21 protein-coding genes and 1 pseudogene are annotated in these 20174 nt (G+C 27.6%); 2 read left to right on the top strand and 20 right to left on the bottom strand.

Translation table 11 applies throughout. From position 1 onward, the window contains the following. Positions 1–42: 42 nt before the first annotated feature. From HUU89_RS08350 to HUU89_RS08320, 7 genes are all read right to left on the bottom strand, one after another. Complete coding sequence (locus HUU89_RS08350) at positions 43–309, bottom strand: RNA-binding S4 domain-containing protein (protein ID WP_022002647.1); 267 nt, start codon at positions 307–309, stop codon at positions 43–45. 1 nt (position 310) lies between these two features. Then, complete coding sequence (locus HUU89_RS08345; RefSeq protein ID WP_175301516.1) at positions 311–1951, bottom strand: putative manganese-dependent inorganic diphosphatase; 1641 nt, start codon at positions 1949–1951, stop codon at positions 311–313. A gap of 12 nt (positions 1952–1963) precedes the next feature. Then, on the bottom strand, positions 1964–2626 hold the full coding sequence (locus tag HUU89_RS08340; RefSeq protein ID WP_032090790.1) for a transcriptional regulator: 663 nt from the start codon (positions 2624–2626) through the stop codon (positions 1964–1966). Positions 2627–2755: 129 nt separating this feature from the next. Next, positions 2756–3772, bottom strand: coding sequence for an alpha-hydroxy-acid oxidizing protein (locus HUU89_RS08335; RefSeq protein WP_175301515.1), 1017 nt, complete (start codon positions 3770–3772; stop codon positions 2756–2758). Positions 3773–3886: 114 nt separating this feature from the next. After that, positions 3887–4210 carry a hypothetical protein gene (locus HUU89_RS08330; protein ID WP_175301514.1) on the bottom strand — a complete coding sequence of 108 codons (324 nt, stop codon included), beginning with the start codon at positions 4208–4210 and terminating at the stop codon, positions 3887–3889. A 29-nt stretch (positions 4211–4239) separates the two neighbouring features. Next, a complete protein-coding gene (locus tag HUU89_RS08325) occupies positions 4240–5001 on the bottom strand; it encodes an ABC transporter ATP-binding protein (protein WP_147580622.1) in 762 nt (253 codons plus the stop codon). A 5-nt stretch (positions 5002–5006) separates the two neighbouring features. Then, complete coding sequence (locus HUU89_RS08320) at positions 5007–6284, bottom strand: FtsX-like permease family protein (RefSeq protein WP_175301513.1); 1278 nt, start codon at positions 6282–6284, stop codon at positions 5007–5009. 136 nt (positions 6285–6420) lie between these two features. Here HUU89_RS08320 and HUU89_RS08315 point away from each other — a divergent pair, with 136 nt between their 5' ends. Continuing rightward, positions 6421–7002 carry a hypothetical protein gene (locus tag HUU89_RS08315; protein WP_175301512.1) on the top strand — a complete coding sequence of 194 codons (582 nt, stop codon included), beginning with the start codon at positions 6421–6423 and terminating at the stop codon, positions 7000–7002. Then, complete coding sequence (locus HUU89_RS08310; protein ID WP_175301511.1) at positions 6999–7619, top strand: LytTR family DNA-binding domain-containing protein; 621 nt, start codon at positions 6999–7001, stop codon at positions 7617–7619. The genes HUU89_RS08315 and HUU89_RS08310 overlap by 4 nt, the downstream gene beginning before the upstream one ends. A 36-nt stretch (positions 7620–7655) precedes the next feature. Here HUU89_RS08310 and HUU89_RS08305 read toward each other — a convergent pair whose 3' ends face one another. The 13 genes and pseudogenes from HUU89_RS08305 to HUU89_RS08250 all read right to left on the bottom strand — a co-directional run bounded on the left by HUU89_RS08305 (position 7656) and on the right by HUU89_RS08250 (position 19982). Continuing rightward, entirely contained in the window at positions 7656–8975 is a 1320-nt protein-coding gene (locus HUU89_RS08305; RefSeq protein ID WP_175301510.1) for a replication-associated recombination protein A, read from the bottom strand. 92 nt (positions 8976–9067) lie between these two features. Then, positions 9068–9703, bottom strand: a complete 636-nt coding sequence (locus HUU89_RS08300; protein WP_119364021.1) for an SdpI family protein — start codon at positions 9701–9703, stop codon at positions 9068–9070. Beyond that, complete coding sequence (locus tag HUU89_RS08295) at positions 9696–9965, bottom strand: autorepressor SdpR family transcription factor (protein WP_254697736.1); 270 nt, start codon at positions 9963–9965, stop codon at positions 9696–9698. The genes HUU89_RS08300 and HUU89_RS08295 overlap by 8 nt, the downstream gene beginning before the upstream one ends. 92 nt (positions 9966–10057) lie before the next feature. Continuing rightward, the gene (locus tag HUU89_RS08290) at positions 10058–10483 is read right to left on the bottom strand and encodes a helix-turn-helix domain-containing protein (protein ID WP_147580627.1); all 426 of its coding nucleotides are present in this window, start codon (positions 10481–10483) and stop codon (positions 10058–10060) included. Positions 10484–10562: 79 nt separating this feature from the next. After that, positions 10563–11435: a ribokinase gene (locus tag HUU89_RS08285; protein WP_119364029.1), complete on the bottom strand. Its 873-nt coding sequence runs from the start codon at positions 11433–11435 to the stop codon at positions 10563–10565. A 229-nt stretch (positions 11436–11664) separates the two neighbouring features. Continuing rightward, a complete protein-coding gene (locus HUU89_RS08280) occupies positions 11665–12144 on the bottom strand; it encodes an SMI1/KNR4 family protein (protein WP_175301509.1) in 480 nt (159 codons plus the stop codon). A gap of 13 nt (positions 12145–12157) precedes the next feature. After that, the gene (locus HUU89_RS08275) at positions 12158–12742 is read right to left on the bottom strand and encodes an L-2-amino-thiazoline-4-carboxylic acid hydrolase (RefSeq protein ID WP_175301508.1); all 585 of its coding nucleotides are present in this window, start codon (positions 12740–12742) and stop codon (positions 12158–12160) included. A 327-nt stretch (positions 12743–13069) separates the two neighbouring features. After that, positions 13070–14500: a 6-phospho-beta-glucosidase gene (locus HUU89_RS08270; RefSeq protein ID WP_032090805.1), complete on the bottom strand. Its 1431-nt coding sequence runs from the start codon at positions 14498–14500 to the stop codon at positions 13070–13072. A gap of 1 nt (position 14501) precedes the next feature. Then, positions 14502–15617 (bottom strand): annotated as a pseudogene (locus HUU89_RS08265) (PTS sugar transporter subunit IIC); the annotation flags it as partial. Positions 15618–15629: 12 nt separating this feature from the next. Beyond that, positions 15630–15836: a hypothetical protein gene (locus HUU89_RS15005; RefSeq protein ID WP_254697734.1), complete on the bottom strand. Its 207-nt coding sequence runs from the start codon at positions 15834–15836 to the stop codon at positions 15630–15632. Continuing rightward, positions 15837–16142: a PTS sugar transporter subunit IIB gene (locus tag HUU89_RS08260; protein WP_032090807.1), complete on the bottom strand. Its 306-nt coding sequence runs from the start codon at positions 16140–16142 to the stop codon at positions 15837–15839. A gap of 324 nt (positions 16143–16466) precedes the next feature. After that, on the bottom strand, positions 16467–19067 hold the full coding sequence (locus HUU89_RS08255; RefSeq protein ID WP_175301507.1) for a PRD domain-containing protein: 2601 nt from the start codon (positions 19065–19067) through the stop codon (positions 16467–16469). 102 nt (positions 19068–19169) lie between these two features. Further along, positions 19170–19982, bottom strand: a complete 813-nt coding sequence (locus HUU89_RS08250; protein ID WP_175301506.1) for a MerR family transcriptional regulator — start codon at positions 19980–19982, stop codon at positions 19170–19172. Positions 19983–20174 lie beyond the last annotated feature (192 nt).

Here is a 20174-nt window from a genome sequence, read left to right as displayed (position 1 = left end):
CTCTACATCATATGAAAAAAAGAGAATGTTCATGACATTCTCTTATTCATTTACTTCTTTTCTTTTTTCATCAACAATATCATAAAGCATTGTACTTTCATCTTTTAAAACATGTTCCTTAAGAAGTTTAACTTTAACCGTTAATATCGTTCTTCCAAATTCAATTTCAATCAAATCTCCAACATTTAACTTTGTTGAAGGTTTAGCTACTTTACCATTGACTTTAACACGTTCACTTTGAGAAATTTCTTTGGATAAAGTACGTCTTTTAATAATTCTAGATACCTTTAAAAATTTATCTAATCTCATCTTATTCACTCATAACAGCAGTAATTGCTGGAACTACTTGTTTTTTACGAGAAATAACACCAGCTAATGTTCCTTGACATTCTGTTAATTGAACATTAAATGCTTTTTCTACTAATTCAGGACGTGGTCCACCAACAAAGATTTCACTGTTAGCGTTGATAATATCTGTAAGTAATAATAATGTGAATTCTAAATTATTATCTTCCGCAAATTTATTCATATAATCTAACATATCTTTTTTGTATGGTAAGAATCCTTCAATATCCATTGAGTTTACTTGTGCAACCCCTACTTGTAAGTTATCAAAACTGAATTTTTTGAAGTCTTGGTTAAAGATTTCATCTACAGTTTTACCAACTAAAGATGTTCCTGCTTTAAACATTTCCATTGCAAATTCTTGAATATCAACACCTGCAATTTCAGCTAGTTTCTTAGCAATCTTAGTATCAACTGGTGTACAAGTTGGTGATTTGAATAATAATGTATCAGAAACAACCGCACCTAATAATAAACCAGCAATATGACTTGGCATTTCAACATCTAATTCATCAAAAATTTTAGTTACAATTGTAGCTGTTGAACCTAATGGTTCTCCTCTAAATAATAATGGTCCTACTGTTTGAATATCAGCCACTCTATGGTGATCGACGATTTCCAAAATATCAGCTTCTTCAACACCAGGAATAGATTGACCTCTTTCATTGTGGTCTACTAAAATAACTTTTTTTCTTAATCCTTTTAATAAAGCAAAACGAGAAATACTTCCTACACAACGATTATTTAAATCAATAACTGGATATCCACGATATCTTGTTTCAGACATAACTTCTTTCATATAATCTAAAGTATCATCTGTAGAGAAAGTTTTAATATCTCCTTTGATCATGACATATTCAACAGGAATTGCTTGAACAATTTGTTGAGATGTTTGATAAGTATTAAATGGTGTAGAAATAATTGAAATTCCTTGTTCTTCACATTTTTTTACAACATTTTCATCAGCAGTTAAAGAACCAGTTAATACAATTAAAGATGGTTTAACTGAAATAAGTTCTTCTAAATCATCACTTCTATCTCCACCTACAATCACAACATCATTTTCATGAATACGTTTTTTAGCTTCACTACCTGACATTGCTGCAATGTGAATATCACCTTCAACAACTTTTAAAGATTCATTTAAATAAATCACATTAGCTTCTAATGTATCAATAACATTTTCAACAGGAGTTTTAGCTTTCTTTAAAACTTCACTATCCCATTGATCCATGTATCCTTCAATAATATTAGATGTAGATAAAAGCCCTAATAATTGACCATGTTCATCTAAAATAGGAGCAGATTTTAAATTTTGTTGTTTTAATAAAAACCATGCAGTTTTTAAAGTTAAATCTTTAGAAAAAACAGTTACTTTATCATAATTTAAATCTTCTACCTTTTGTTTAACAGTTTTAAGTAAAACAGGATGTTCTACTCCAAAACGTTTTAAAACATATTCAGTTTCTCTATTAATTTCTCCTAAACGTACAGGAACTGCATTATATTTATTTGTTGCATTTAATAAATAACTATAAGCAATTGCTGAACAAATACTATCTGTATCTGGATTTCTATGTCCACTTACATAAACTAAATCACTCATTCATTTTCTCCTTTAAACATTTTTCTTTAAATAACGATATACAGTTGGTTCAGATACCGCTAATTTTTCAGCCACTAATACAATAGCACCTTTTACCTTAAATGTCCCTTTTTCTTGTAAATATTTTACAACCTTGATCTTTTCATCAACATTTAATCTTTCAGCTAAGAAATAACTTGGGAATCCCATCTTTTCTAAACATTCTTTAATATACATATCAATCATTTCATCTAATGGTGATGATAAGATTTCAACTGGGTTATCCATTTTAAATTCGATATCTTTTTCTTCTTTAATTCCCAAAATCTTTTTAATTGTAGAAGTTAAATATTCTAAATCAGAAATATTAACATTAATACATAACATACCAACTGGCATTTCACGGCCTTCTTCTTTAATAAAATAAGTTGCCGCTCTCATTAATTTACCATCATTTCCTACTGTTTTATAGTTCATAACATAATCATGATTTAAATATTGTTTTTCTTCTAGATAATGTAATGATAAATTTGATAACTTCGCACCAACTTCTCTTCCTGAAATTGGATTATTTGAAATAGCTACGATTTCTTGATCTTTAGATGTTAAATCATGTAAAGCTATTTCACAATTGTCACCTAATGCAGCACTTAAAAAATAAACTAACTTTGCATAAGGCTCTAAACTTTTGTACATACTTTTTTCTTCCTCATTTCCTTATTATTATGATAATAATTCATATCTATATATTATCACGATAATAATTCATAAACAACAATTATTATTATAATAAAAAAAGAAGTCTATAGTTTTTTACAAAGACTTCTATTTATAAATATTCTTTTTAGAAATTTCTTTTAAAGAAGAAACACCTGTCATCATCATCGTATTTTCTAATTCTTGACCTAATTGTTGGACATATGCTTCTATACCTTGTTCACCATTACCATAAATCATATTAACAAATGGTCTTGCTATAATGACTGCATCCGCCCCTAAAGCAAGGGCTTTAAAAACATCTAAACCACTACGAATACCACCATCAACAATAATTTTAACTTGTCCTTTAAATTGATCAGCAATTTCTTCTAAAACAGAAGCTGTTGCAGGAGTCCCATCTAAAACTCTTCCTCCATGATTGGAAACAACAATCCCTTGAGCACCTGCATTAATCGCTTTTTGCGCTCCTTCAACTGACATAATTCCTTTAACAATAAAAGGAACTTTGGCATAATCAATGATTTTTTTAAGTTCAGCAACACTTTTTCTACCTGCTGGAGGTATTCTTCCTTGTAAAAAAGGAAGTCCGGCAGCATCAACATCCATTGCTATCGCAAAAGCCTTTGAAGCTTTTGCCAACTCTAATTTTTTAAAACATGTTTCTTTATCCCAAGGTTTAATCGTTGGAACACCAATGCCATTATTTTCTTTAATATAATGTGTTGCATGCACCATGATTTCTTCATTTAAACCATCCCCTGTAAAAGCAGCAATCCCACTTTTTGCACAAGCACGTACATAAATTTCATTAAACGTATTATCATTATATAAATCACTATAATGTTGACTTACTGCTCCTACCGGTCCAGCAAAAATAGGATACTTAAATGTTTTTCCAAACATTTCAAAAGTTGTATCAATTTCTTTATTTTCAGCAAGAGTATCCATTTTAACTTCTATCTTTTGCCAAGCCTCATAATTTTTAATAGCTACTGTTCCTGTTCCTTTAGAGCCTGGTCCAGGTATTTTATTCGAACAAGCTTTTCCATTACATACTGGACATGACTTACAATAAGGTCCAATAACACTTCTACTTTTTTCTCTTATTTCATTAACATTCATTTTCCTTCATCCTTTATTATTCATTCTCCAAAAGCTTACACCTGTCCTTTAATAAAAATCAAGTTTTTCATAAAAAAACTTGTTTGTATAAATTATACAAACAAGTAATCCTTTCTATGAAGGTACATACAATTCCGGATCTCCATTAATCACTTCAAAATCATCTTTTTCTAAAGCTAGTTCTTGAATAATCGTTCCTTCTAACTCTTCTTTTGTTTGTAAACAAAAACCTCTAAATCCTTTTTTAGAATAATAACTCCAGTTTGCTAGTTGGTTAAGAGATTCATTATTTCTAATATCTGTATATTTTTCTTCCTTAAAGATAACAATCAAATCATATCTTTTCTCTTCATGTTTCTTTTCTTTATTTTTATTCATATAAAAATAAAGACCTACAATAATAACAGCAATGATAAAAATATAAATATTAAAACCCATATAAATCATCTCCTTTTATTTATTATATCTTAGTCCAACATCTTTTGCATTTCTTTTGAATTAATGCTTACAATTTCTTTAAAATATTCTTGTTGAGTCTTATCTCCTTTAAATAATTCTTTTTCAATTTTACCATCTTTTAAATAAAGAAGTCTTGAAGAATAAGAAGCAATCAATGGATCATGGCTTACCATAATGATCGTAATATGATTTTCATTCATCTTTTTAAAGATAGATAATATTTCATGTGAATTTTGACTATCTAAGTTTCCTGTTGGTTCATCTGCAATAATGATTTTAGGATTTCCAATTAATGCTCTTGCAATAGCGACTCTTTGTTGTTGTCCACCAGAACATTCATGAGGATATTTATTGAGTAGTGATTCAATATCTAATTCTTTTGTAATTTGATGGACTTTTTCATCAATAACTTTTTTATCTTCGCCAATGAGTTTTAAAGGAATCATAATATTTTCATAGATTGTTAAGGAATTTAATAAATTATAATTTTGAAAAATAAAACCTAAATATTGATATCTAAATTTCCCTAATTGATTTTCAGACATTTGTTTCACTTCTTGATTTAAAATATACAAACTCCCATTAGTAGGAATATCTATTGTTGAAATATTATTTACTAAAGTAGATTTACCGGAACCTGACGGTCCCATAACAACAATAAACTCTCCTGTTTTAATTTCTAAATCTATATTTTCTAAAGCTGTAAATGGTTGTTTACTTCCCATACCATAAATCTTTGTCATATTTTTTGCTTGTAAAACTGTTTCCATAGTTGTTACTCTCCTTTTAATAATTGTATTTTCCCTGCATGATAATTTAATAAAAGACAAATCAATAATGTCACTACATAATAGATAAATAATCCACTATAGAAAAATAACATTGTTGAATTCATTAAAATAAACTCTCTCGCCATAAAGATTAAATAAGGTACTGGAATTACTAAAACACAAATAAAATAAAGGATATTTTCTTTCAAAAGTATCTGCTTTAAATCACTATAAACATAACCTACTTTATTTAAAATAGAAAACTCTCTCATTTTATTTTTCTTTTCCATATTCATCTTATATAAAATAGAAATAATTACCATCGCTACAATAAACAAATAACTAATCATTCCTGTCACAAATTCATTACTTTCAATATTTTGTGACGCTAAAACAGGTAATAAAACTGTTATCAGTAATGTAAGTAAGCCAATTAACGAAGCTGTTGATTTAATCATCAATCCCACATGTGATAAACAAATATAAATTTGTTTTCCTTTTAAATTCTTTTTATTCTTTAAAAAGAGTTGTGGCAATAGATACTTATACAAACCATACATTCCTATCACCCCTAAAGCTGTTGGCGGAATATAATTTATTAAATTTCCTTCAACCGTTATAATTGAACAAAATCCTATCAAATAAATAAGTAAATACATCATCATTTTTTTAAAACTTACAAAATGAATAGCTTGTACCTTATTTTCATCATTAATCAAAGTATAAATATCACTTTTATGAAGTTGCCCTATTAAAAAGATGATCACAATAACAACTAATACACATAAAGCTGAAATCGTTGTAAAAAAGGTACTTGGCATAATGGTATAAATTGAATAATTGATTTGTAGATAAGGATATATCTTTGAATGAATGAAAAATAAGCTAAGAACACCTAAAATAAATGAAATCGGTAAAACAAAGATAAAAACGATTCCCATTTGAATAAGTGTATATTTAATAAAATCTAACAAGTTAAAACCACAAGTAAATAAAATTCCAAATTCTTGATGTTTTTTATTGAAATTATATTGACTGGCATAAATAATCATAAACCAACAAAATAAAATAATTAAAAAGGGTAATCCCATTGATAATGGTATATCCGCTCCAAGAGGATCATCTATTCCTCTAGCCCTATCTGCTTCTATTAAATAGGGATTGTTGATAAATTCTGAAAAGATCAAATGAATGACAATTGCAAAAATAAGTGTGAGTCCATAAATCATATATTGTTTTTTATTTCTTTTTAATGTTAACGTAGCTAGTGAAAAAACCTTCATTGCTTCCACCTCCTAACTCCATCATAAACTTTCCATCACACCTTACAATAAAAGTGGCACCAACAACCTAGAAATGACACAAACAACATCTTTAACTAAATAACTTATGATACAATACAGTTAAAGGAGGGATAACATGAAATATAAAGTAGGCAAACCCAACTATAAATCAAGTTTTATTTATTCAGCTTTAATTATTGCTTGGGCTGTTTTTTTAATCATTTATAGTCCATTTTCAGGAATGAATATTTGCGGATTTATGCTTATTTTTTTGATTATCTTTATCTTTCTTCCTAGTATGGCATTTTGTAAAAATATTTGGGAAGTTGATGAACATTATCTTAAATACACTTTTTATGATAGTGTAGTAGAAAAATCCCGTGCTTTTTTTCATAGTCTTTTTACAAGAAATATAGATTATCAAATGAAAATAAAGCTGGATAAAATCATGTGTATCCAAGTTACTTATGAAGCAGTTCCGATGCTTTTTTATGGCACTAATGGTTATAATGTTATTTTTAAAGTATTAATGAAGGATGGATCTTCTTTTTCTTTTCAACCCATTGTTACAAGGAAAAGAAAAGAAGTAATAGATGCAATTGAATTTTTAAAAGAAAAAGGAATTATCTTTAAAGATCGTTATCATATTCTTGATCAATTAGATAAAAAAGAGCCTTTAGCTTATTATTTAGAAAAGATAGCTGGTGATAGAAAATGATTCGTATCGCCTGTCATGTACAAGATTATTATTTTGAGATAATCAAAAAATATTTTGCAGCAAAAGATTACTATTTAGAAAAATTCAATCCAGCATCTTATGATGATATCTATTTTATTGAAATAAATTCACTTAATGATTTAGACAAAATCCATCAAATCAATAAATATCCAGAAACTTTGATTTACATTATTGGTCCTAAAGATTTTCATTTACTCAATGAATGTTTAACCTTAGGGGTACATTTATATTTTGAAAATGATGATTTAGAAAATAGTCTTTATTCCAAATCAGAAACCATTCACCAACAAATATTTTCAAGATTTAAGACTTATCATTATAAAAACAAACAAATGTCTTTTGAATTAAGACTTGCTCAAATCATGTATGTAGAATCAATGAATCATAAACTTATTATTCATCATGATAATGGTGACTTTATTGAAAGAAAAAACTTATCTTCTTTTATTAAAGAAATTGATTCTAATAATTTTATTCAAATTCATAAATCATTTGTTATTAATAAAAACTTTATCAAAGAAATCAAAGCAAAAGAATTGATTTTAAAAGATTATACGATTCTACCAATTGGTAGAAACTTTAAAAAAAGTATTTAAAAAGTAAAGATTGCCAATCATCTTTACTTTTTTCATTTAATTATTTCTATTTTCACGTAAATAATCTAAAAACTTTTGAATACTCTTTTCATTTCCCATTTGTGTCAATTGAAAATAATGTCTATTTGATAATTCTTTTGGCATACATTTTTTACCCGAATAATGATTTTTAAAAGCATGAATATTATCTAGACCAACACCTCTACCAAGTTTTTGGGCATTTTTATAACTTGCATCTTGTAAAAAAGGAGGGATAGGTACATTGGTTGTTTGCTTAGCATCTGCCATTGCCTGTGTGATCCCTCGAGATACCGTATCTGATTTAGGAGAACAACAAACATAAAGTGCTGCATGAGCTAAGATCTTAGCCGCTTCGGGCATTCCTATTCTTTCTACTGCCAAAAAGGCATTTGTAGCCACAACTAGAGCTTGTGAATTAGCAAGACCAATATCTTCACTTGCACATACACATATTCTTCTTGCAATATATTTGACATCTTCTCCAGCAATCAACATTCTAGCAAGATAATATAAAGTTGCATCTGGTTCTGTATGTTTCATAGATTCAATAAAAGCAGAAATCGCATCATAATGATTATCGCCACTTTTATCATAGCGAATTGCTTTTTTTTGAATACATTCTTCTGCGACTTCAAGACTGATGTGAATTTTTCCTTCTTTGTTTTTATCTGTAGTAAGATAAGCAAGTTCTAAGGCATTTAAAACACTTCTTGCATCACCACTAGCCATGTCAGCTAAAAAGTTTTTAGCATCTTCATCAATTATGATTTTTTCATTTCCTAAACCACGTTTTTGATCAGTAAGCGTTCTATCAATTAAACGGATTAGATCTTGTTTTTCTAAAGGTTTTAATTCAAAGATACGGCATCTTGAAAGTAAGGCATTATTGACTTCAAAATATGGATTTTCAGTAGTAGCTCCAATGAGAATAACAATACCATCTTCTACATAAGGAAGAAGATAATCTTGTTGTGTTTTATTAAAACGATGAATTTCATCGATAAATAAAATCGTTCCTTTATGATAAGCATTTTGATTAAATTTAGCTTCTTCTATTATCTTTTCCACATCTTTAATTCCTGCATTCGTCGCATTTAATTTACAAAAATGTGAATTTGTTGTATTAGCAATAACTCTCGCAATCGTTGTTTTTCCAACCCCTGGAGGTCCATATAAAATAATAGAACCTAAACGATCTGCTTTAATAGCACGATAGAGTAATTTATCTTTTCCAATAATATGTTGTTGGCCTACAATTTCATCTATACTTACAGGGCGCATTCTACTGGCAAGTGGTAGTTTTCTTATATCTTCATCCATATCAAATAAATTCATTTTCTTTCCTCATTTCTTATTTATTCACATTATAAACTTTCTCTAAAAGAAAAAGAAGTATTTAAACTTCTTACAAAACCAGAATACTCCTTTTAAACACTTTTCTTTCGAAAATATAAATACGAATAAATAATTGGCAAAAGTACCGGAATAAAAACAAAAATAAAGAAAATAAATAAATTCATAAATGGTGATAAAACAATAAGAAGAATACCACCAATAACCATGCATTTTCCACCAAAACGGTGTGTATGATACCAATTGTCTGGATCATCTAATGCCCACGAAGTACGAATTCCTACTGTATAATTTGGTTTGACTGTTGGTATATAATTACCTAAAACAATAAACAATACCCCTATCATCAATTCTGTAAGAAAACTAATATTTGTGATATAACCTAATGCATAACCATATATACAACTACAAACAAGCAATGAAATCAACGGACTGATCCATAATACGATTGAAAATATCTTCTTATTAATATTCTTAGACTTTGGATCAATACTTGTTCCTATCACACAAAAAAGATGAATAACCAGTAAAATCAATGGTAAGACAAATACGGTAAAAGTTTTAGAAGAATAACCATTTGGTTGACCATTAAAATTAAAATGTGTAGCCATTAATTGTGGTAGTTGATTCCATAAAAGTAATCCAATAACTATAGGAAGCAATGTCACAATAGATGTTAATATTATCATTTTTTTATTTTGTTTAATCATTTTTAGTATCTCCTTTTAACTCACTGATCCACAACATAATTTCCTCAAGCACTGTTGCATTAAGTTCATAATAAATAAACTTTCCTTCTCGCTCATCTCGAATCAAACCCGCTTCTTTTAAAACCGATAGATGTCTTGAAATAGCAGCTCCCGAAATTGAAAAATACTTAACAATATCACCCGCAGACATTCTTGACTGTTTCAATAAATTAAGTATTTCTCGCCTTGTTGGATCCGCTAAAGCATGTAGCGTATTTTGCATTGCCATCTTTATCACCTCATTATCATTTAACATTTAACTTAAATGTTAAATATAGTATATCATATTTATAAAAAAAAACAAGTATTAAATTTTTATCTAACTACTTCTTTAATCATTGTTTCTACAGTTGTTGTCGTTTCACTATTAGAAATACTTATAAAAGTTCCTATATTTAGGATGACTAATAAAATACCAAAAATAACGATTATCAATAAAATGATAGCTATTGTCTTCATTATTTTTTTATAACGTCTATTTTTTATTGTTAGTTGTTCATTTATTTTAGCTAATTGTTTAACAATCTCACTTTGATCTGTTGTTGTAATTTGACCATCAAGAAGAATATTCACATCTGTTTCTAATACGTTTGCTATTTTAGAAAGCATATCTACATCAGGCAATGAAAGTCCCTTTTCCCATTTACTAACAGTCTGTCTAACAACATTCAATTTTTCAGCGAGTATTTCTTGCGTATAACCTTTATCTTTTCTTATTTTCTTTAGGTTTTCAGCAAACATTCCTCTATCCTCCTTTATTAAGATAAACACATCTTATATAAAAGTAGTTGTTGCTTCAAGCAACACATATTAACATTCTTTATTTTACTTCATCATAACTTGGAATTGAGTCAACTGCACCAAATCTTGTCACCGCAATTGCACTTGCTTTTGTTGCTAAGTTTGCTGATTCAACTAAAGAGAATCCTTCAAGAATTCCTTTTACAAAATAACCAATATAAGTATCTCCTGCACCTGTTGTATCTATTGCATTAACTTTCATTGCTTCTACTTTGACATCTTCATTGTTTGTTAAAACTCTGCTTCCGTCTTTTCCCATTGTAAAAAGAATATTTGTATGTGGATATTTTTGTTTTAACACTTGTAGCATCTTTTCATAATTTTCTTCACCGCTTAAAGCAGCACTTTCTGTCTCATTGACTACAAGCCATGTTACTTTTTCAATTGGATAATTTTGAATTGATTCATCATAAGGAGCTGCATTGAAAAAAATCTTCATTTCTTTTTCATAACAGCGATCAATAATATAAGGTACATTATTGATTTCATTTTGTAAAACAACCACATCACCCGTTGAAAAATGAGATAAAACCTCATCAATATATTCAAAATCAATCTCTTTATTTGTTCCACCATATAAAAGAATATGATTTTGACCACTTTGATCAACTTCAATAATAGCATGTCCTGTTGGCTTATTTGAAATTTTTAAATAATCAATATTCACATTCTTTCCTACAAGCGCATCTTTTAATAGAGTGCCATCATTTCCAATAATTCCTGCAAAATACGTTTCATTTCCTGCAAGAGACATTGCAATTGCTTGATTAACGCCTTTTCCACCACATTTAACTGTATATTCAAGACATCCTTGTGTTTCTCCTGGTACTGTAAAATGATTGACTTTATATACATGATCCAAATTAGCGGATCCAAAACATAATACTTTCATAAATCCTCCATAACTTCTTATTTTTGTTTATATTATAAACATTCTCTTCTTTTTATAAAAGAAAAAGAAGTATTTAGATTTTTATATAAATACTTCTTTTAATCATTTCTAAATTCATAACATTCTGGAAAAGATGTTTGTTCAATATATGTATCCGCTTTTGAAATATAAATATCTTTCATTATTACATAAGGTAGAGTATTGACCTTTTTATAAAGAAGACCTGTACTTATGAAAATATTCTTTTAGTTTCAGCTAAAAATTTTAATTTTTCTTTTGGTAATTTTATAATATATACTTTCCCTAAATAACTATTATCATCTTCTTCAAACATCTTACATCCCTCATTTATCCATAATCTAAAATCAAACCATTCATCAGGATCAGAAATACCAATTGATCCTGCATCTAAAAAGCCACACAATGTAGCATCTTTTGTTGCCTTTATAACAAGTTCCCAGTCTCCATTATCATTACCAATACTTATATATTCTGGCATATTATTAGAAAAATCATGACATTTGTACATTTCTATCATTTCTTTTGTACTATAAAAAACATATTCATTTAATACCGCACCATTTGTTATTTTTAAAAATTCTTTATAGACATCTGGCAATATACCCTTTATTTGATTATTTAATAAATGAATATCTTCATCAATTGCTGGTTTATTTTTTTCAATGAATTCAATATTTTTTAAATCCATAAAATCACATCATCTATTTCTTAAAGAAATGAAAATTACAACAATCTCCACCATAACCTAAAGTCTTTGTGCGCGTAAATCCAATCTTTTTTAAACCACCATAAGTCACATCATCCACATCACAAAACAAATGACACAACTCTTCACAGCCATTTTCCTTGCATGCTGTATGCCATAAACATTTAGTAATCGTAACATCATAATGATCTTTACCATAGCTTTGAGTGTTTTCTTGTAAATCTGTTGTACGCATGATTTTTAAAAAAATAAAACTATAAATTTTATAAAACCCAGGCACTAATTCCATTTTAGCTGTAGATGCATGTTTTTTGGCTGCAATTTTATCAATCATATATTTTCTCATATATTGATAGACATCTTCTTTTGAAAATTCTTCGTTCAATAAGACTTTATATAAAGCAATTCGTGGTAGAATTGTTTGAATAAGTGTTTTCATTTGATTTTCTGTTTTATCTTTTGTTTTTTTAATAATTTTATAAAGTTCTTTTTCTTGTTTATCAAATATTTCATTTCCTTTATTTGGACCAAATTCTTCGATTAAATATGATTTTACTTGTTTTTGTTGTTTGATTTTCATTATAAATACACCTCTTTTATACAATCATATTATAACGTCATTATAAAAGAAAAAGAAGTATTCAAACTTTTTACAAAGTTCAAATACTTCTCTAGATATCTCATAAAAAGTTATTACTAACGTTTTGAGAACTCCAATTCCTTATAAAATGAGGGTATTTAGATGATTTTGTTGCATACAAGTTTCGTTACAAAAGCTACTCAAATATACTATTTAAAACTTATCCTGTAAATTAAATGCTTTTATATAAAGAAAATATCATACTTATTCGTATGATATCCTCTATTATTCAGTTTTATATATTATTAAGGAAGAAAAATTATAAAACTAATCTAGATCTTCGCCATTTGTTTCAATGACTTTTTTATACCAATAAAACGATTTTTTTCGATATCTATTCATCGTTCCATGGCCTTCATCATCTAAATCTACATAAATAAATCCATATCTTTTTGACATTTGACAAGATGAAGCACTTAATAAATCAATGCATCCCCATGTTGTATATCCCATTAAATCAACGCCATCTATAATAACAGCATCCTTTAATGCTTTAATATGTTCTCGATAATACTCAATATGTCTTTCATCATTGATTTCTTTACCTTCGACATATACTTCATTTGTTCCTGTACCATTTTCAACAATAAATAATGGTTTTTGATAACGATCATAATACATATTCAATGTATTACGTAAACCCATTGGATCATCTTGTCTTTTATATAAAATTTCACCTAAGTACGGATTTTTTAAAGTAGCAAGGGGATTATTTTTAATCTCTTCATTGAGTTTTTCGTCACCACTAACAACATGTGTTGCATAATATGAAAATGAAAGAAAATCAATCGTATTATTTTTAAGAATTTCTTTATCATCATCTTCAAATGGAATAGTTATTCCTTTTCTTTCTAATTCTCTTAATTTATATGATGGATAGTACCCTCTCGCCTGTACATCACAGAAAAAGAACGCATCTCTATTTTTTGTAATTGTTGCAAATACATCTTGAGGATGACATGTATATGGATACCATGTACCTCCTGCAAACATATTCCCAATTTTATTTGTTGGATCAATTTCATGACCAATTTTTACTGCCCACGCACTTGCTAATAAAATATGATGAGCTGCATTATATAACTGTTGTTCTTTATCTTCATTTGGATCAATAACAACACCTGCTGATAAATAAGGCAAAATTAATGTATCATTAATTTCATTAAAGGTAAGCCAATAATGTACAATACCTTTATATCTTTTAAATAAAACTGTTGCATATTTCTTATAGAAATCAACCATTTTTCTACTTTTAAAACCACCATATTCTTTTACTAAATAAAGTGGAAAATCGTAATGAGAAATCGTTACTAAAGGTTCAATGTGATATTTTTTTAATTCTTTAAAAACATCATCATAAAATTGTAATCCTTTTTCATTCGGTCTTTCTTCATCCCCTCGAGGAAATATTCTTGACCATGAAATAGATAATCTTAAAACCTTAAATCCCATTTCCGCAAATAATGCAATATCTTCTTTATAACGATGATAGAAATCTATCCCATTTAAAACCGGATATTTTTCATCTTCTTTAAAAGATAAATCTTGTACATTTCCAAACATATATTGAAAACGATTTTTTCCATTTGGAACTACATCCATGTTAGCAAGACCTCTACCATCTTCATTATAGCCACCTTCTACTTGATTAGCAGCTATTGCTCCACCCCATAAGAAATCTTTTGGTAAGGTTCTCACTTTATGCTTCCTCCTCAGCTAATTTTGTAGCTTCTTCTTTCTTGCATAAAGAATGATCATAAGCTACAAAGAATGGATACCAAATAGCTAATGTTAATGGAATCATTAGAGCAATAAAAATGAATACTCTCCAATCTAAACAATAAACAAATAGACTTAGGAAAACAGGATAAGTCCCACTAATTAATAAATAAGGTGCTGTCAATAAACCAAACGAACATGCTAACCAGTAAAGAATGGCTACGATTAATCCATTAGCGATGAAAGGAAGCATTAATACAGGATTAAACATAATTGGTGCTCCAAATAATGCTGGTTCTGAAATTCTAAAAATACTAGGCACAATTGTTGCTTTCCCAAAAGCTTTTAATTGTTGTGATTTTGCTTTCCAACAAGATAAAATACATAGTCCAAGAGTATTTCCTGTTCCTCCTAAAAAACCAATACCTAATGTCATAAAGATAGGATGAAAAATTGGTGCTTGTCCTTTTGCAACTAATGCTGCATTTGCTGTAAAAGCTGCTGTTGTAATTGGAGCAGTAAGTGCCATGGTAACCATTTGTCCATGCACTCCACAACACCATAATAACAACATAAATGCACATAAGAATATTGAACCAGGAACAGAGTTAACTGCTGCAACTGGTGTTGCTAAAACTTTTTCAATAAGCGCTGGAATTGACATTCCTAAATAATTACTACTTAATAAACTTAAAATATAGAATATAGAAACATTGATAACCATAGGTACAATTGTTCTAAACGAATTTGTTAATGCTGGAGGACAAATTTCTGGTAAACGAATTGTAATATTGTGTATTTCACAAAATCTTGTGATTTCTACTGTTAATAAAGCAACAATAATAGCAGTAAATAATCCTTGTGCACCTAAATATGTACAATTCATTAATAATGGAGTTGTTCCATCCGCTAAAGCTAAATAATTTGCTGGTGCTGCAACTAATAGAAAAACAACAAGTGCAGTTAAACCATTAGTAATACCTTTCATTGAATATGAAGTTGCTAAATTATCAGCAATAACAAAGGTAACTGCTAATGCTAATAATCCCATTGACATATTGTATGGAACTAAAATAGCCATTTTATACTTAGTAGCAAAATTAAACCATCAAGAAAAAATTGACCAAACACCACCAGATTTAACCATGTCTGCAGTTACTGGTGGATTAGCAATAACCATAAATACCGCCCCAACAAAGATTAATGGTAATACTGTCATAAAACCTTTTTGCATTGCAGATAAATGTCTTTGTTCACCTAACTTATCAGCGATTGGAGACATTTTATCTTCAACAAAGTGCATAAACTTATCCATTTACTTCCCCTCCTTTATCATTCTTTTTACTTCTTTTATAATATTTTCAACATTCCCTAAAGCATAATCTGAAGGATTAATAACAGCTGAAGGTCGATCAGTTACTGCTTTTTGAACATCTTTAATTTTATATCTCATTTGTGGTCCCACTAATAAGACATCATAATCTTTATAAACACTTAAATAATCATCAATTGGAATTGCTTTAACTTCTAAATCTTCGTTATTTTGTTCTGCCCATTGATTCATCTTATTCATTAAAATACCAGTTGATAAACCATTAGCACACATTAATAATATTTTCATAAATCTTCCCTCTCTTTAAATTTGCTAATATCAAGTAAATTAAATATTTGATCGATCATTTGTTCCTTTTTACTTAGCAACTGTAGTATAAAATGTAACCGCTTTTTATTCAAATAGCATATTTTATTTCTTTTCCTTTCATTTATACACTATTTTTTTAATTTATACACTTTTTCTTCTTTATCATTTATTTTCTTCGTTAAACTGTTTATTTACAAGCAATAAAATTATTTATCTTTTTATTACTCTTAAATATTTTTTATACACTTTATACACTAATAAATAAAAAATAGCTTACTTTACAATAAGCTATTAAAATAAGTATTAAATTTCTTTAATAATCGTAATTAAACTTGCAATATCAGAATCAGAAAATTGAATATGAAAAGGTTCTTCTATCATTTCTACTAAATCATATAAATATTCGTATGTTTTTTTATGTGTTGAAATTATATTTTTATAATTATATTTTTTAGGAATCGGTGCATTATCAACCAAGCTACAGATAACACCACTAAGATGCATAATAAGACCTATCTTTTTATCATAGGATAATTGATATTGACAATCTAATTCTTGAATAAATTCTGGTAATACTTTTTTCAAGATATCAATATCAATATTCGGTGCTTGTTTTTCAATATTTTTAAATATTAATGAATATTTTATTTTCTTTTTAATGACAATGTCTTGATTAGAACTTGAAATTAATAGTGATAATTTATCTAATGGTGTATTAAATAATTGAGTTACAGATATAAATTTAATGCCATATAATTGAGGATCAAATGATCCCATTGTACATAAAATATTATACGATTTTCTCAATTCATTAATTTTAAACAATAATTCTTTATGATTATTCATTGATAATGGAACAATATCAATATCTTGTAATTCTAATGAATCTTCTAGGTATTTTTTTATTTGTATAGCACCACCTTCGCCATTCATACATAAAGTGATAATAACATTTTTCTTTTTTTGTCGATGATAGTTTTCAACAATTGATGGAAAATAATGTTGATAACTTTGTTCTAATTCAGACATAATATCATCTAAATCATCATTGCTGCTCATCTTTTTTACGGTTTCTAAAGCAATCATTGTGGAAGGTGCAGCAATAAAGCGGATATCTATACCTGTTTCTTTAGAAATCAATTTACCCATAATTTTTACAGAACCCATGTCATAGATAAGTAATACACCTTTACCTCTATTAATTTTTTCAATCAATGATTTCATTTCTTCATAAGCCATTTGCATTTTCTTTTCTAATAAAAGATCATATGAATAAACACTATCACTATTTGACATTTGTTTAACAACACCAGTAAGCGAACTTGCTACATTTTTTCCATGCATAGCAATTAACAATACAGGTTTATTTTCGCTTTCTTTTAATTGATTCAAAAGTAAAATCAAAACAATAGTTATTGCTTCATCTAACGGTATATCTATTTTATATTTCTTTTCTAAATGTTCTATTAATTTTAAACTTAGTATATATTCTTCTTGATATTTATTTACTATTTGATTTAAATCAAAATTAATTTGTTCATTTTGCTTATTATTTATTATTTTTGTTAAATGAAGAGATAAAACAATAAAGACTTCTTGCGGGAAAACTCGTTTTAATTTTTGTGATGAACTATCTAAGAATTCTTTTACAATATTTATAATTTCTTGTGGAATATATTTACTAATATTCAATTCATTTATTTTCTCTTTATCAATGTATTGTCTATAACTTGATATTAATTGATTGTATTTATTTTTTAACAAAAGGGATTTATCAACTAATGATGTATCTTGTTTTTCAAGATGTTCATAAACAGCAGAAGTACTTTCCTTTATTTTTATTTTTTCAATAGAATCTTTTGAATAATAATATAAAAAATCATGTGAAATAAGTCTATTTATCTCTGTCGATTTTTTTTTATAAAAAATAAAGCCTTTTTTTACATAGATTGGAAAATCATCAAGATAGACATAGATATTTGAATTATTATCAAAATTTTTCAAAAAAGCATGTGAACATGCACTAGAAATATCGTTTACAAGTTGTTTTATATTATTTTTACAATGATAAAGTAATAAGCATTCTAATGTTTCAGGTTCTATAACAATCGACTTATCTATTTTTCTTGCTTCTTTTTTAAAACATCCCTGAACTAATTCCATCCTTTCAACCAATCCTCTTTTATCTAAAGAAGGCAAATCAATTTTTATTGATATATTATCGAGAGCATTACTTTTTAAATCATTTTCATTAAAGCAATCCGATGACAAAACAACCATAAAGTTATTTTCTTTTAGTGAACTCATTTCAATTAAATCATATATAATTGATTTATATTTTTCTGGTATTAAATGAACATTATCAAAATAAACCATTCCGTTTTTCGCCTTTTCTAAAGCAGCTTTTCCATAATCAATAAATAAATTCTTAATCATAGTTTCATCATTCATAAAGTATTTACAATTTAGTTTCACTAATTGACCATTTTCATTAATTAGGCCTTTTTCTTTAGAAAATTCATATATTTTTTTAGCAAGTAAACTTTTACCTGTACCACTTTCCCCTGACAATAAAATAACCGGTTTTTTACCAGGATATAAAAGTGTTGATTTAATATCTTGAATAGACTTAGCAAGGCTTCCATTAAATCCTATTAGTTGATTAAATATAGAATCGTCTTCATCTAATTTATTATGTATTTTATAAAGTACCGGTCTCCCAGCTATTTTTTCTAATTTATTTTCTCTAACTAATTCATTCAAAATAGCTGATAAATTAGAACGTTGAATATTTAAATGACTTGCTAATTCTTTTGTTGAAAACACCATTTTAGAGGGATCGTTTTGATCTTTTTTTGTAGATAATTTATCAATATAAAAAAGAACCTCATATTTCTTTTTCATAAAATTTCTCCTTTTCTAAATATATTCATATTATAAAACAAAAAAAGAAATATGCACACTTTTATAAAGTCTACATATTTTTCATATTCTCTATTCAACTATTTATTTCAATTCTATAGGTACTTTAACTTTTGCATAACGTACTTTTTTACCGTTCTCTTGAAAATAGTAATTTGGATAAGTTGCTGTCGCAATTCCACAAGATTTAATATTACGTTTTTTTAAATAAATCGATAGATCTTTAAAAATCTCAGTATTTGGATATTCCCAGTTCTCATTAATAACAACTGTATTTAAACAATGTTGTCTTGGCATAACTCTTGCATCTTTTAAAAATTCTTGAGGAAGTTGATTATAAATAATTTCGGGTATCACAAAAAACCACTCTGTTACACTTTGTGAAGGATCATATTGTTTTACATCTGTTACTTGTGCTTGACTAATGAATGGGAGATATTCAAATAATTTTGCATAATATCTTGGATCATCTTTAGTAAAACAAAATTCTGATTGAGAAATTTTCGCATAAGGTAATAAATAACATTTAGGTTCAACAGTGATCCAATAGTTCCCAATATTATAAAAATCTGTTTCTGACTCAACCTTTAAAGTTGTTAAATAATCTATAAGATTTTTAGTTTCCTTTACTTCTGATTCTAATTCACAAATTTTATTATTTAAAATATCCGTTACTTTAGAAACAGGTATACCTTCAACATACTCTACTGATTCTTTCATAGAATACCCTATCTTTCGATTATATAAACATGCTAATAATGAAATAACATCTTTATTATCTAAATCACGATAGTTGTTTTGACTTATTCTTTTTGGATAAATCACTCCTTCTTTTTCATAATAACGTATTGTATCTGTAGATATGCCTAACAATTTAGCAGCTTCACTAATTTTCATAATATGATCTCCTTAACATTAAAGTTAGTCCAATGTTTTATTGATATAAAATTATATCATACAAGATTTATTTCTTCAATTTTGTGTATTTTTAGAAGATAATGTACCTAAATTAGATAAATAAGCCATCCTTGACTATAGAGTTACTCCATAAATTATAATTTATATATAATCAAATATTTGGAGGTAGAA

The organism is Faecalibacillus sp. H12, from assembly GCF_013361255.1.
Lineage (GTDB): Bacteria > Bacillota_I > Bacilli_A > Erysipelotrichales > Coprobacillaceae > Faecalibacillus > Faecalibacillus intestinalis.
This window is presented reverse-complemented; position numbering and strand designations above follow the sequence as displayed.